Below are 14,316 nucleotides of genomic sequence, written 5' to 3'. Positions count from 1 at the left end.
CCAGGTCGCGCGGCGGAAGGGGTGCGTAACAGCACGTCAACGCTTGTTACGCGAGTCATCCTGGCACCACGGCACGTGTCACGACCATCATCGACGGTGACGGGCCGAAACGGCGTTCGCCTCCATTTTCATGCACGTAGGTCTATTGACGCGCGGATGTCGACTTCGCTAAACGGAGCAGGCGGGAAACCCACGGTGACCCGGCGGCCGCACCCGACGCGGGACCGGGGCGGGCCGGCTCACCCCACCTCGCTCAGCAGCCCGTCGACGAGGTCGCGCGGCAGCCCGTGGGTGTCGTGCAGGTCGCGGTAGTCCTCGTCGGTCAGCGGCCCCCGGGACCGGCGGCGCCGGACCACCGGGCGCCCGCGCCGCAGCAGCTCCCGGAACCGCCGCTCCTCGCCGGAGAGCACCTCGCGCACCTCCTCGACGGTGACGCCCTGCCGGAACCCGTCGAGGGTGTGCCGCACCGGCCCGGTGGGCAGGTCGGACAGGCTGCGGGACGGCTCGTCGCGCCACAGGGTGGTGAGTACGCGGCGCAGCAGCCGGCGCAGCACGTAGCCGCGACCCGTGTTCGACGGCCGGACGCCGTCGCCGACCACCACCACGCTCGACCGCAGGTGGTCGCCGACCAGGCGCAGCGGCTCGTCCCGCAGGTCCCACACGTTGCGGACGCCGCGGACCCACGGCACGAGCCCCTCGGTCTCGAAGACGGAGCGGTGGCCCCGCAGCACCATCTCCAGCCGTTCGAGGCCCATCCCGGTGTCCACGTTGGGCTGCCGCAGCGGCGTCAGGCTCCCGTCCGGGTGCCGGCGGTAGCGCATCCGCACGTGGTTCCAGACCTCCATCCACCGGCCGTCGGTGCCGGGGGTGCCCCGGGGCGGCCCGTCCCCCGTCCAGACGAAGATCTCCGTGTCGGGTCCGCACGGCCCGGTGGGGCCGTTGGACCACCAGTTCTCCTGCCCGGTCAGCTCCACGGGCAGGCCCAGCTCACCCCAGGTGCGCAACGAGGACTCGTCCGGGCCGACCTGGTCGTCGCCGCCGAAGACCGTCACGTGCAGCCGGTCGTGGTCGACGCCGAAGCCGTCGCGCAGCAGCTCGTAGCCCCAGCGCAGGCTCTGCGGGAGGCCGTAGTCGCCGAGCGACCAGGAACCCAGCATCCGGAACACGGTCAGGTGGGTGGAGTCGCCGACCTCGTCCAGGTCGGTGGTGCGCAGGCAGCGCTGCACGCTCACCAGGCGCCGGCCCAGCGGGTGGGGTCGGCCCTCCAGGTAGGGGGTCAGGGGATGCATGCCGGAGGTGGTGAACAGCACTGGGTCGCCCGGCGGCGGGACGAGCGAGCCGTCGGGCACGAGTTCGTGGCCGCGCTCGCGGAAGAAGTCGACGAAGGTGCGGCTGATCGGGTCGTACGTCATGGCGGACGGCCTTCCGGGTGGGGCGGCCGGAAAGGGTCCACCGCCGGGGAACCGGCGGGCCGGGACGACGGAGAAGAACGCCGGCGGACCGTTTCCGGTCGCCGGCGGGAGGTGGTGAGGTCAGGCGGCGGCGACCGACGAGCGCGAAGCTCGCGCGGCCGCGGCGGCGAAGGAACACCTGATCTCCATGCCCCCGACTGTACGCGCACGCCGACGCCGCCGCCCAGCGCGTTTCGCGCGGGGGCGGCGGCGTCGGGGAGGGTCAGGAACCCACGGAGACGAGGGCCGGGGCGGGACGGTCGTCGACCGGGCGGGGCGTCTTCCGGTTGGGCAGGGACAGCCGGAAGACCTTCTTCCACGCGGAGAAGACCTGCCGGGGCAGCGAGCCGGTGGTGTACTTCAGCCCGTACCGGTCGAACAGGGCCCGCACCTCGGGGGCGATCTCCTGGTAGCGGTTGCTGGGCAGGTCGGGGAAGAGGTGGTGCTCGATCTGGTACGACAGATTGCCGGTCATGATGTGCAGCAGCCGGCTGCCGCTGATGTTGGCCGAGCCGAGCATCTGCCGCAGGTACCACTCGCCGCGCGTCTCGCCCTCGATCGAGCGCCGGGAGAAGGTCTCCACGCCCTCCGGGAAGTGCCCGCACATGATCACCGAGTGGCTCCACAGGTTGCGCAGGAGGTTGGCGGTGAACGTCGCGGCCAGCGTGTGCAGGAACGACGGCCCGGACAGCAGCGGGTGCAGGACGTAGTCCTTGAGCACCTGGCGGCGGATCTTCCGCCCCACCGCGCGGGCCCGGGCCCGGAACTCCGGCTTCTTGTGCCGGCCCTTGCGCAGGTTGCGCCCCAGCTCCAGGTCGTACGCGGCGATGCCGTACTCGAAGAAGCAGGCGTTGATGAAGTTCCACAGCGGCTGGCCCAGGTGGAACGGGTGCCACCGCTGGTCCTCGTCGACGCGCATGATGCCGTAGCCGAGGTCGTTGTCCTTGCCGATCACGTTCGTGTACCGGTGGTGCAGCTCGTTGTGCGAGTGCTTCCACTGGTCGGCCGGCGAGACGTGGTCCCACTCCCAGGTGGTGGAGTGGATCTTCGGGTCCCGCATCCAGTCCCACTGGCCGTGCAGGACGTTGTGGCCGATCTCCATGTTCTCCAGGATCTTGGCCACGGTCAGGCCGGCGGTGCCCACGATCCAGGCCGGCGGGAAGAGCGAGAACAGCAGCACCACCCGGCTGCCCAGCTCCAGCCTGCGCTGCGTCGAGATGACCCGGCGGATGTACGCGGCGTCCCGCTCGCCCCGGTCGGCGATCACCCGGTCGCGGATCGCGTCGAGTTCCTTGCCGATGGTCTCGATGTCCTCGGCGGTCAGGTGGGCGATCGGGTTGACGGGCTTGTTCTGGATCACGGTCACGTCGGGTACTCCGGTCAGTGGTCGATGTCGCAGGGGCCGGCCGCGGCCGACACGCAGGTCTGGATGAGGACGCCGTCGCCGGGCACCGCCGTGGTCAGGTCCCCGTTGCGCAGGTCGCGGACCGCGCCCTGGCGCAGCGGCAGGACGCAGCCGAAGCAGATGCCCATCCGGCAGCCCGACGGCATCAGCACCCCGGCGTTCTCACCGGCGTCGAGCAGCGGGGTGGCGCCGTCGGCCGCCACGGTCGCCCCCGAGCGGGTGAAGGTGACGGTGCCGCCCTCCCCGGGCGAGATGACGGTGGGCCGGAACCGCTCGGTGTGCAGCCGCTCGCCGCACCCCTGGGCCGTCCAGTGCTCCGCCAGCGCGTCGAGCAGGCCGACCGGGCCGCAGGCCCAGGTCTCCCGGTCGAGGTGGTCGGGCACGAGACCGGCGAGGTCGGCCACGGTGAGCAGCCCGTCGGCGTCGGTGTGCCGCTCCACCAGCCGGATCGCGCCCCGCGCGGCGAGGTCCCGCAGGTCGGCGCCGAAGATCGAGTCGGCGGGGGTCGGCGCGGAGTGCACGACGACGACGTCGGCACCGGCCAGCACGCCCGAGCGCAGCATCCCCATCACCGGGGTGACCCCGCTGCCGGCGGTCACGAAGAGCACCCGGGCGGGCGGCCGGCCCGGCAGCACGAAGTCGCCCTGGGCCTGGTCGAGCTGGACCAGCGTCCCGGGCTGCGCCCGGCGGACGAGGTGGTTGCTGACCACGCCGTCCGGGATCGCCTTGACGGTGATCGAGATGGGCCCGCGGGCGGTCGGGGCCGAGGTGACCGAGTACGCCCGCCACAGGCGCACGCCGTCGACGTCGACGCCGAGGCGGACGTACTGGCCGGGGGTGTGCCCCCGCCAGTCGCGGCCCGGCCGGATCACCAGTGTCGCCGCGTCGGCGGTCTCGGGGCGGACGGCGACGATCCGGCCGCGCAGGTCCGCCCCCGAGCGCAGCGGGGCCACCAGGTCGAGGTAGTCGTCGGGCAGCAGCGGGGTGGTGACCGACGCGGCCAGCCGCAGGATGCGGCCCCGCAGGGACGCCTTCGCGGGTGGGCGCGGGACGGTGGTCGTCATGATTCGATGGTCGCGGCGGCCTGGCATAAAATCTTGGCCTGCGAAGGTGAACCGATCGAGCCTTTTTGTGCGAAGGGAACAAACGTGTCGGAACGCTCCGAGGCCACCCGGCGCGCCGCCCGCCTCGAACTGGACGCGCGGGTCGCGGGCGCGCTGCGCGACCGGCTGCCGCTGCTCGCCGAGTGGACGATCACCGCGATCACCGCCGAGGTTCCGAGCTACTCCGGCACCCTCACCGGCCAGATGCGCGAGAAGATCGAGACCGCGGTGCAGCTCGCGCTCGGCACGTTCCTCCAGCTCATCGAGCGGTCCCAGGGCGCCGACCCGAGCACGCCCCTGGTCGGCGCCCTGGAGGCCGCGTACGCCCTCGGCAGCGGCGAGGCGCGCTCCGGCCGGAGCATGGACGCGCTGCTGGCCGCGTACCGGGTGGGCGCCCGCGTCTCGTGGCGGGAGATGTCGACCACCACGGTGCAGGGCGGGTCGTCCGCAGCCACCGTCGCCGAGTTCGCCGAGCTGATGTTCGCGTACATCGACGAGCTTTCCGCCGCCAGCGTGGCCGGGCACGCCGACGAGCTGGCCAGCGTGGGCCGGGCCCGGCGCCGCAACCTGGAACGGCTCACCCAGCGGCTGCTCGCCGGCGAGCCCGAGGAGGCGCTGCTGCGCAGCGCCGACCGGGCCGACTGGCCGCCGCCGCAGACCCTCACCGTCGTCCTGCTGCCGCGGGCCAACCTCCGGGCGGCGCTCGCGCTGCTGCCCTCGCACACCCTCGAGAGCGGCGACGACCTGCCGGCGGCCGGGGCGGGCGAGGACCTCGCGGTGCTGCTGGTGCCCGACACGCACGGCGACCGGCGGCGCCAGCTCGCCCGGGTGCTGCGCGGGCGGCGCGCGGTGCTGGGCCCCGCCCGCCCGTGGACCCGGGTCGCCGCCTCCTACCAGCGCGCGATCCGGGCCCTGTCGCTCGGCCTCCACCCGCCCCACGACGGTCCGGCGCTGGACACCGAGGAGCACCTCGCCGAGCTGGTGCTGAGCACCGACCCGGAGGGGATCGCCGACCTGCGCGCCCGGGTCCTGGCGCCGCTGGCGTCGCTGCCGTCCGCCACCGCCGACCGCCTCGTCGAGACGCTGCGCTCCTGGCTGCTGCACCACGGCCGGCGCGACGACGTCGCCGCCGACCTCTTCGTGCACCCGCAGACCGTGCGCTACCGGATGGGCAAGCTCCGCGAGCTGTACGGCGACCGGCTGACCGATCCGGGGACCGTCCTCGACCTCACCCTCGCCCTGGCCTTCCCACCCCGCGACGGGGCCGGCGACCCACCGTCCTGATCGGACCGTCGACCCTCGTGGACGCGATCCCGCCCCCGGTCCGTGATCGGCGACGGGACGCGCACCGAGCGCGGCACGCCGCGTGGGAACGATCAGGTCAGATACCGGACATACCCGTATCGCCGGCCGACTTCGTCTGGCACCCTGGTCCCTCCTCGCCCACGATCACCACGTCGGCCGCCGGCAAGGCCGGTGGTCGCCGCGCGGCGGGGCGGAACGGGGCTGCTTCCGACACCGCGCCACCCGCACCAGGAGGGCCGTCGGGCGGGGCCGGCGAGCGAGAGGACGTGCATGGCGCCGCACACGGGGGACGGACACGGGGCCGACCGGTCGGCCCCGGCCACCCGACGGAGACGTCGCGCGGGCCGGCTCCGCGACGCCCTGCGGACGACCCCGGCGCTGATCGTGGTCGGCGGCGCCGTGCTGGTCGCCGCGCTCGCCGCGACCGCCGCCGTCGCCGTGCAGTCCCGGGCGTCCGCCACCACGCTCGGCGAGCGGTCCGCCGAGACCGCCGTGCGCACCAGCACGACCGCCCGGGAGATCTACCAGGGCCTCGCCGACGCCGACGTCGCCGCCAGCGCCGTCTTCCTGCTCCCGCCCACCGAGGACCGGCGCGTCTCGCTCGTCGGCGCGTACGACGCGGCGGTGCACGAGGTGGAGCGCACGCTGACCGACTCGATGGGCAACGCCGTCGACGACCCCGACCGGCTGACCAGGCTGGCGACGATCGCCGCGCGGCTGAAGGTCTACCGGGACGTGGTGTGCGCCGCGCTGCGGGTGGCCGGCCCCCTCCCCACGCTTCCCGGCGCGGAGCAGCGCCGCCCCTGCACGCCGGCGGAGACGACGGCGGAGACCGGGGCGGAGGACGCGGCGGCCCGCGCCGTGCTCGCCTCGGCCTACGCCCGCGAGGCGTCGCACTACATGTCCACCGAGCTGCTCACCGCGGCGCAGGGCCTGTGGAACTACGACACCCGGCGGCTGCTCGAGGCCCGCGCCGACGCGCGGCCGTGGCTCGCCGCGTCCGTGCTGGTGCCGCTGGGCACCCTCGCCGCCCTGGTGGTGGTGCAGGTGTGGCTGCGCCGGCGGACCCGGCGCCGGCTGAACGCCGGCCTGCTGCTGGCCTCGCTGGGCACCGCGGCCGTGCTGGCCATGCTGGTCTCGTCGTGGTGGCACTGGCCGGACGCCGACCGGAGGTTCCCCGAGCTGGAACGGGCGATCGACGCGCAGAGCGCCACCCAGCAGCGACTCGGCACCCTGCTGGCCGGCCGCGCCGACGTCTACCTCGGGCTCGGGGCGAGCGTCGACCCGGCGGGGCACAAGGCCGACTTCGACCGGCGGGACCTCTGCGCCGATCCCGCCGGGCAGGAGCCCCCGAGGGACCGGATCGACTGCACCGCCCTGACGGAGGCGGTCTGGCCGGCCCGGCAGAGCCGGACGCCCAACGCGTTCCGCGACGCTGTCGACACCGTGCTCAGCGAGGGTTCGGCGGGCCGGGCGTTCGTCACCGCGGAGGGCCACCTCCTCGCCGACCTGACCGCCCGCAACGAGGAGGTCTCCCGGATGGTGGCCGACCTGCCCGAGGCGCCACGCCATCTCGGCGGCACGGCCGCCTGGGTCACGCTGCTCGCCGCCGCCGGGGTGGTCGCCGGGCTGCGCCAGCGCTACCTGGAGTACCAGTGAACGCGCCCCGGAGTGCGCCGACGACGCGACGCGGTGGCCGCGGGGCGATGCTCGCCGCGCTCCTGACCGCCCTGGCCGGGTGCACCGCGCCGACGGCGCCGCCCCCCGCGCCCCCGGCGCGGCCGCAGGGCGTGGCGACGGTCCCGACGACCGACGGGGCGGACGCGATCTGCCCGGTGCGCCGCAGCCTTCCCGCGAACCCGACCCCGCCGTCCCGGATCCTCGACCGGGGCGAGCTGGTGGTGGGCGTCGACCCGTCCGACGCCACGATGAGCCACTGGGACGCCCGCACCCAGCGGTTCGAGGGCTTCAACATCGAGCTGATGCTGGCGGTCGCCCGGGCCGTCTGGCCGACGGAGGACCCGCGCGAGCGGCTCACCTTCAAGGTGGTGCCGCCCGGCCAGGGGGCCTTCACCATGATCGAGAGCGGCGACATCGACGTCGTGGCCACCTCCCTGACGGCGACGTGCCAACGCGCCCGGCGGGTCGTCTTCTCCAACGACTACCTCGACTCCGGTCAGAGCGTGCTGGTCCGCGAACGCGCCGAGGGGGTGCCGGAGTACGCCGGCATGGAGCAGCTCGGGGGCAAGCGGGTCTGCGCCGGCGCGAACACGACCTCGCTCGCGATGATCTCCAGCTACCGCACCCTCGCGGGCGAGCGGCTCGTGCCGGTGCAGGCCGTCCACTCGGTCGACTGCCTCGTCATGCTGCGCCAGGGCCAGGTCGACGGCGTCAGCACCGACGAGAACATCCTGCTGGGCTTCGCCCAGATGGCCCCGGACACGATGCTGGTGACCGAGCCGCCGCGCCGCGACCGGCAGTTCTGCGCGTACCACCAGGACTCCGACTGCACCTGGTTCACCGACGAGCCGCACGCCTTCGCGTTCCACCTCGACCACGGCCGGGAGCTGGCCGCGTACGTGAACCACGTGCTGGCGTCGCCGCACACCGCGACGGTGTGGCGGCAGGCCCACGACCGGTGGATCCCCGGGCACCGGGACAGGGGCATGCCGTCGCCCGAGCCGCCGACCACGGTGTGGCCGCCCCCCGACCCGCCGCCGGTCACGCCGCGGCCGACCGACTGACGGGCGGCGCCTGATGTCCGACCGGGAACGCCTCGACGCCACCCTGGCGGCGCACGCCTGGGTGTGCGAGAGCCTGCTCGAGGTGCAGCAGCTCGTCACCGATGCCTTCCGGCAGCCGACCGGCCCCGCCGCGGCGTCCGCGCAGGAGGCCCGGGACCTGCTGCACCGGCTCGGCTGCCTGTCGCTGGCCCTGGACCGCCTGGTCGACGACCTCGACGGCGTCGACCGGTCCACGCCCGCCGGTGCGGACGCGCTGGCCCGGCTGCTGGCCGGCCCCTGCCGGGTCCGATTCACCGCGGCGACCGGCGAGCCGGTCCGCCTGGAGGAGATGACCGTCGAGCAGGTCGTGGTGGCGGCCCGCGAGCACGTGGCCCGGATCCGCCGGATCGTCGACGCGCACGGCCGCGACCGGCTGGTGGTCCGGGCGCAGCGGCTGCGCTCCTCCGTGGAGCGGCTCCGACGGCTCGCCGCGGACGTCGCCGCCGAGGGCCTGGGCGACGGGGCCGACCCCGTGGCCGGGCTCGCGGTCGACGGGCTGCTGGAGCAGGTCGCCGCCGCCGAGGCGGCGGGCCGGGGGCGGTGGCTGCGCGGCGACGCCGGGCCGGACGGGGACGACGGGACGCTGTCCGAAGCCGTCGACCGGGCGGTCGAGCTGACCGACGCCGCGCGGCGCCGGCTGCGCCGCCGGTGCCACCTGGAGCTCACGGGGCGGCTGGAGGCGTACCGGCAGAAGGCCGCCGACGTGGGCCGGGCCGAGCATCCAGACGTCGAGGAGAGCTACCGGGACGCCCGGGCCGCGCTGCGCCCCGACGTCTTCGACGTGACCGGCGCCAGCCGGGCAGTCCGGGCCTACCAGCAGGCCGTGAACGGGGGGACGCGATGACGGCGGTCAGCCGCGGCTGCGCGGAGCGCAACTGCCCCGGCAGGGTGGACTCCGACGGGTTCTGCCGGCTGTGGGGGCACGAGTGCGCCGGGTCCGGCGCCGCCACCGGCACGGGGCCGAGCCCCGGCCCCGACCTCGACCGGCGCCCGGCGCGGACGGCGTCCCGGCCGTGGGAGCAGCCGGCCGTGCTGCCCACCGCCCGGCCCCACGACCCGCTGTCGGCGCTGGTGTCGCAGCCGGTCGTCCCCGAGCACTCCCGCTACTGCGCGAAGACGACCTGCCGGCGCCGGCTGCCCCGGGTCGCCGGATACTGCCCGGACTGCGGCACCCGGTACTCCTTCACCCCGCCGCTGGCCAACGGCGACCTGCGGGCCAGGCGCTACCGGATCGAGGGCTGCCTGGGCAACGGCGGGGTCGGCTGGGTGTTCCTCGCCCGGGACGAGGACATGGACGGCGCGTGGCGGGTGCTGAAGGGGCAGCGCAACCCGGAGGACCGGGAGGCCGTCGCGGCGTTCGTCGCCGAACGGCAGGCGCTGATCGCGCTGAACCACCCGCACATCGTCACGATCACCCACGCGCTGCGGCCCGAGTCCGACCGGGACGCCGGCTACCTGGTGATGGAGTACGTCAACGGGGGCACCCTCGAGGAGGCGCGCAGCGCGGCCGGGCCGGGCGGCGGTTCCTGCGCCGTCGACGTGGCGCAGGCGCTCGGGTACGGCGTGCAGATCCTCGACGCCTTCGAGTACCTGCACGACCAGGGCTGGCTGTACTGCGACCTGAAGCCCGAGAACGTGATGCGGGTCGGCGGCCAGGGCGCCAACGACCCGATCAAGCTCGTCGACTTCGGTGCCGCCCGCCGGATCGACAACACGGTGAGCCCGGCCTGGGGCACCGCGGGCTTCACCGCCCCGGAGGTGGAACGCCTGGGGCCGGCCGGCCCGAGCGTACGGTCGGACCTCTACACCGTCGGCCGGACCCTCGCGGCGCTGACCCTGGTGCCCCGGTCCGTCGACGTGACCCGGATCCCGCCCGGACAGGACCTGCTGCGGTTGCCCGTGCCGGCGCGGCTCGACCCGTTCCTGCGGTTGCTGGCCCGCGCCACCGCCGCCGAGCCGGACGACCGGTTCGCCTCCGCCGCCGAGATGCGCGAGCAGGTCCGAGGGGTCCGGCGGCAGGTCGCCTCGGCGGGCGACGGCGTGCCGCGGCCGACCCGGTCCACCCTGTTCAGTCCCTCCGCGTGCGCGTTCGGCCTGCACACCGACGGGGACGCGCTCGACGTCGTGGAGATCACGCTCGGTCTGCCCGCGCCCCTGGTCGACGGCGCCGACCCGGCCGCCGGTTTCCTCGCCTCGCTCGGCCCGGCCGACCCGGCGGAGCTCATCGAGCTGCTGAGGACCGCCCCGGAGCGGACGGCGCAGGTCACCTACCGCGCCGTCCGGGCACACCTCGCCGCCGGCCGGGCGGACGAGGCGGGGCCGCTGCTCGCCGAGTTCCCCGAGGAGCTGCGGGACTGGTCGCTGTGGTGGCACCGCGGCCTGGTGGCCCTGGTGGGCCGGGACTTCGGCACCGCCCGCCGCCGGTTCGCGCAGGTCTACGGGTGGCTGCCGGGCGAGGTCTCCACCCGGCTCGCGTACGCGGTGGCCTGCGAGCTCGACGGCGACGCGCGCACGGCCGCCGACCACTACCGGGGGGTGTGGGACACCGACCCGGGCGTGGTGGGCGCGGCCTTCGGGCTGGCCCGCTGCCTGCTGGCGACAGCCGACGCGCGCAGCGCCGCCGACGCCCTGCTGAAGGTGCCGGAGTCGTCCCGGGCCTCGACGGTGGCGGTGACCTGCGCGGTGCGGATCCTGCTCGACGCGCCGGACGACGGGCACCGGCTCGACGCCGCGCTCGACGCCGCGGCAATGGTCGACAAGCTGCCCCCGTTCGACGAACGCGAGCAGGTCGAGGCGCACATCCTGCGGATCGCGCTGGACTGCGACCTGGCCGCCGGGCGCCACGCCGGGCGGCGACTGTTCGGCCACCCGCTGGAGGAGGACGCCCTGCGCGGCGCGTTCGAGCGCCGCTGCCGGTCCCGCGCCCGGCGCACCGCCGACCGGCGCGAGCGGATCGCGCTCGTCGACCTTGCCAACGCGTACCGGCCGGTGACGTGGTGGTGAGCCCGGCCGCCGGCCCCGACGGAAAGAGGTCACCCGTGCCCCCCGCCAACGGTCTGCCGCTGCGCCTGAGCGTGCACCACACCGAGTACGTGCCCGCCGACGGAGCGGTCGTCGACGTCGTCGCCACCGTGCAGGGCGTGGAGCCGGAGGAGGGGGAGGTCCGCCACGACGGCCTGGCCGAGGTGATCCTGCTCGACTCCTCGGGCTCGATGGGGGCGCCGCAGGCCAAGATGCGGGCCGCCCGGCAGGCGACCGCCGCCGCCATCGACGCCCTGCCGGACGGGGTCGCGTTCGCGGTGGTGGCCGGCACCGCCAACGCCACGATGGTCTACCCGCGCGACCGGCGGCTGGCGGTCGCCGACGAGAGCACCCGCGCCGCCGCCCGCGACGCGCTGCGGCGCGTGGCGCCGCACGGCGGCACCGCCATCGGCACGTGGCTGCTGCTGGCCCGCCGGCTGCTCGCCACGCGGCCCGACGCGATCGGGCACGTCATCCTGCTCACCGACGGCCGCAACGAGTCCCAGCGCCCGGCCGACCTGCGGGCGGCGGTGGACGACTGCGTGGGGCGCTTCACCGTCGACTGCCGCGCCATCGGCTCCGCCGACGGCGTGCACGACTGGGACGCGGCGGAGCTGCTGGGCATCGCGGAGGCGTTGGGAGCCAACCCCGTCGTGCCGGTGGAGGACCTCGCCGGGCTCGCCGACGAGTTCCGGGCGGTGCTGACGCGCGCGATGTCCCGCCGGGTCGCCGACGTGCGGCTCCGGGTGCGCACCACCGGGCTGACCCGGGTCCGCTTCGTCAAGCAGGTACACCCGGCGATCGCCGACCTCACGGGGCGCGGCGAGCCGGCCGGCGAGCTGACCACCGACTACCCGGTCGGCGCGTGGAGCCCGCACGACCAGCGGGACTACCACGTCGCCCTGGAGGTCGACGCGATGGCGCCGGGGGCGCGACGGCGGGTCGGCTGGGTGAGCGTCCACGCCGACGCGGACGGCGAGCCGGTCGAGGCGCCGATCACCGTGGAGTGGACCGAGGACGCCCTGCGGTACTCGGAGATCAACGAGAGCGTCGCCCACTACACCCGGCAGCAGGACTACGCGGCGGCGGTCCAGCGCGGGCTGACGGCCGCCCGGGCGGGCCGGACCACCGAGGCGGAGGAGCACCTGGGCCGCGCGGTGGCGCTCGCCCACGCCGCGGGCCGCGACGACGACGTGGTCCTGCTCGCCCGGGTGGTGGACGTCCTGGACGCCGCCGGCGGCCGGGTCCGCCTCAAGCCCGGCGTGGACGCCCGGCTGACCCAGTCCTCCCTGGTCGTGTCCCACCACACCTCCCGGTGGGGGCCGCAGGAGCCGCCGGCGCAGCGGTCCGCGCCGGCCGGCCCGCCCGCGCCGTGGCGGCACTGCGGCGAGGCGCAGACCGGCGCCTACTGCGAGGGATGCGGGGCCCACCACCTGGCGGCGGACCGGCCCGGCGCCGGCCGGCCCTGACGCCGATGGACCTGGAGATCCCCAACCAGGTCGCCGGCGTCGTCAGCGGCACGCTGGCGCTCGCCGGCGCGGTCCTCGCCGTCCGCCGGTACACCCGGGACCGGGACCGGCGCGGCTGGTGGTCCGCGCTGAGCCCGGTCTGGAAGCGGGAGGCGGACGCCGGCATCGTGCACCCGCACCGGTTCGGCGGGTACGTGAAGCCGCTGTCCGAGGTGTACGTGCCGCGCCGGGTGGTGCCCCGGCTCGCCCCGGCCGGCGACGGCGTCGACGTGGCGGACCTGCTCACCGGTGCCGGCAACGTGCTGCTGATCGGTGAGCCGGGCAGCGGCAAGACCGCGCTCGTCCGCTACGAGAGCGCCCGGTCGGCGCAGCGCTGGCTCGCCGGACGCGGCCGGCGGCGACGGTCCCCGCCCGGTCCGGTGCTGGTGAGCCTGCCGGCCACCGCCCTGGTGCACCAGCCGCTGCCCGCCGCGCTCGCCGAGGCGTACCCGCGGGAGGGCGCCCCGCTCGACGTGGAGCAGCCGCCCGCTCCCGGGCGGCGGTGGCTGGTCTGCGTCGACGGGGTCGACGCCGTCGCCGACCCGGACGAGCGGGCCGTCGTGCTCAACCGCCTCGCCACCCTGGCCCGCTCCCCCGGCCCGGCCGCGGCGCCGAAGCCGTGGCGCCTCCTGGTGACCACGCGGCACCTGGCCGAGGACGAGTTGGCCGTGCTGAGCGACGGCTACGCGGCGTACCACCTGGCGCACTTCACCGACGCCGACGTCGCGCTGCTGGCCGCCCGGTGGTTCCCGGACGACGCCACGGCGCGCGGGTTCCTGGACTGGGCCCACGCCCAGCGCATCACCGGCCCGGTGCACAACCCGCTGACCGCCACCATCGCCGTGCTGGTGTGGGAGGGCGGGCAGGCGGAAGCGGCCCCGCAGCCCGGCCCGGCGGCCCTGCTCGACGAGTTCGTCCGCGCCCTGCTGCGCGGCGGCCGGGACAGCCTGGACGCCGCCTGCGAGGCGCTGCTGCGCTGCCCGCCCGAGGGCGAGTCGATCGCCGCCTGGCTGGTGGCGCGGCACACCGAACTCGTCGAGGTGGCGGCGACCGCCGCGGTCACCGGGGGCGATCCGGTGGCGGCGGTCGTGGACTGGTCGGCGGCGCACGCGCCGACTCCCCCGGCGCGGGCACTGCCCGACTGGCCCACCCACGTACGGCAGATCCTGCTCGCCACGAACCTCTTCCGGGCCGACCGGCACACCCTGGCCTCGGTCTGGCCCAGCCTGGTGGAATACCTGGCGGCGGGGCCGCTGGCCCGGGACTGGCGGCCCGACGAGTGGGTGACGCTGATGAACACCCGTTCGACGCGGTTCGTCGCGTTGCAGGCGATCAGCCGGGCCGCCGTCGCGCCGGCCTTCCTGCGGGACCGCCTGGCGGAGCCGGACGGCGCGATCGCCGCCGGTCACCTGCTCGCCGGCCGCGCCGGGACGGGCGGGGCCGGCGCACTCCCGTTCCGGGCGGACGTGCTCGCGGCGCTGCTGACGCACTGGGCCGGCGGCGCGGACCGCCCCGCCGGCCGGGACGCCGCGCGGGAGTGCTTCTCGCTGCTCATGACGCTGGCCGCGGACCGGGCCGACCGGGACCTGCTGCACGACGTCGCCACGGATCCGCGCCGGCCGGGCGACGTCCGCCGGGCCGCGGCGCTCTTCTTCGCCGTACGCAAGCGCAACGCCCGCCCCCGATGAGCGCTGGCTCCCGACCCGGCTGGCCCGGACGCGCACGGCGACCTCCCGCGGC

At 75.8% G+C, this 14,316-nt stretch carries 10 protein-coding genes; 7 read left to right on the top strand and 3 right to left on the bottom strand.

From position 1 onward, the window contains the following. Window positions 1–239 precede the first annotated feature (239 nt). The 3 genes from ACZ6Q9_RS16650 to ACZ6Q9_RS16640 form a co-directional block, all read right to left on the bottom strand. Window positions 240–1,412: an alanine--tRNA ligase-related protein gene (locus ACZ6Q9_RS16650; RefSeq protein WP_396829307.1), complete on the bottom strand. Its 1,173-nt coding sequence runs from the start codon at window positions 1,410–1,412 to the stop codon at window positions 240–242. A gap of 262 nt (window positions 1,413–1,674) precedes the next feature. Next, window positions 1,675–2,817, bottom strand: coding sequence for a fatty acid desaturase family protein (locus ACZ6Q9_RS16645; RefSeq protein WP_393458814.1), 1,143 nt, complete (start codon window positions 2,815–2,817; stop codon window positions 1,675–1,677). Window positions 2,818–2,831: 14 nt separating this feature from the next. Beyond that, window positions 2,832–3,920: a ferredoxin reductase gene (locus ACZ6Q9_RS16640; protein WP_393458817.1), complete on the bottom strand. Its 1,089-nt coding sequence runs from the start codon at window positions 3,918–3,920 to the stop codon at window positions 2,832–2,834. A gap of 84 nt (window positions 3,921–4,004) precedes the next feature. Here ACZ6Q9_RS16640 and ACZ6Q9_RS16635 point away from each other — a divergent pair, with 84 nt between their 5' ends. From ACZ6Q9_RS16635 to ACZ6Q9_RS16605, 7 genes are all read left to right on the top strand, one after another. Next, window positions 4,005–5,243, top strand: a complete 1,239-nt coding sequence (locus tag ACZ6Q9_RS16635; protein WP_396829305.1) for a PucR family transcriptional regulator — start codon at window positions 4,005–4,007, stop codon at window positions 5,241–5,243. Window positions 5,244–5,534: 291 nt separating this feature from the next. Then, a complete protein-coding gene (locus ACZ6Q9_RS16630; RefSeq protein ID WP_396829303.1) occupies window positions 5,535–6,923 on the top strand; it encodes a hypothetical protein in 1,389 nt (462 codons plus the stop codon). 47 nt (window positions 6,924–6,970) lie between these two features. Then, complete coding sequence (locus ACZ6Q9_RS16625; protein ID WP_393458826.1) at window positions 6,971–8,008, top strand: transporter substrate-binding domain-containing protein; 1,038 nt, start codon at window positions 6,971–6,973, stop codon at window positions 8,006–8,008. A gap of 13 nt (window positions 8,009–8,021) precedes the next feature. Beyond that, complete coding sequence (locus ACZ6Q9_RS16620) at window positions 8,022–8,891, top strand: hypothetical protein (RefSeq protein ID WP_396829302.1); 870 nt, start codon at window positions 8,022–8,024, stop codon at window positions 8,889–8,891. Next, complete coding sequence (locus ACZ6Q9_RS16615) at window positions 8,888–11,050, top strand: serine/threonine-protein kinase (RefSeq protein WP_396829301.1); 2,163 nt, start codon at window positions 8,888–8,890, stop codon at window positions 11,048–11,050. Before ACZ6Q9_RS16620 ends, ACZ6Q9_RS16615 begins: the two co-directional genes overlap by 4 nt. A gap of 35 nt (window positions 11,051–11,085) precedes the next feature. Continuing rightward, window positions 11,086–12,537 carry a VWA domain-containing protein gene (locus ACZ6Q9_RS16610; RefSeq protein ID WP_396829300.1) on the top strand — a complete coding sequence of 484 codons (1,452 nt, stop codon included), beginning with the start codon at window positions 11,086–11,088 and terminating at the stop codon, window positions 12,535–12,537. A 5-nt stretch (window positions 12,538–12,542) separates the two neighbouring features. Continuing rightward, the gene (locus ACZ6Q9_RS16605) at window positions 12,543–14,264 is read left to right on the top strand and encodes an NACHT domain-containing protein (RefSeq protein ID WP_393458835.1); all 1,722 of its coding nucleotides are present in this window, start codon (window positions 12,543–12,545) and stop codon (window positions 14,262–14,264) included. Window positions 14,265–14,316: the final 52 nt, after the last annotated feature.

This window comes from Micromonospora sp. NPDC049139, assembly GCF_055586845.1.
This window is presented reverse-complemented; position numbering and strand designations above follow the sequence as displayed.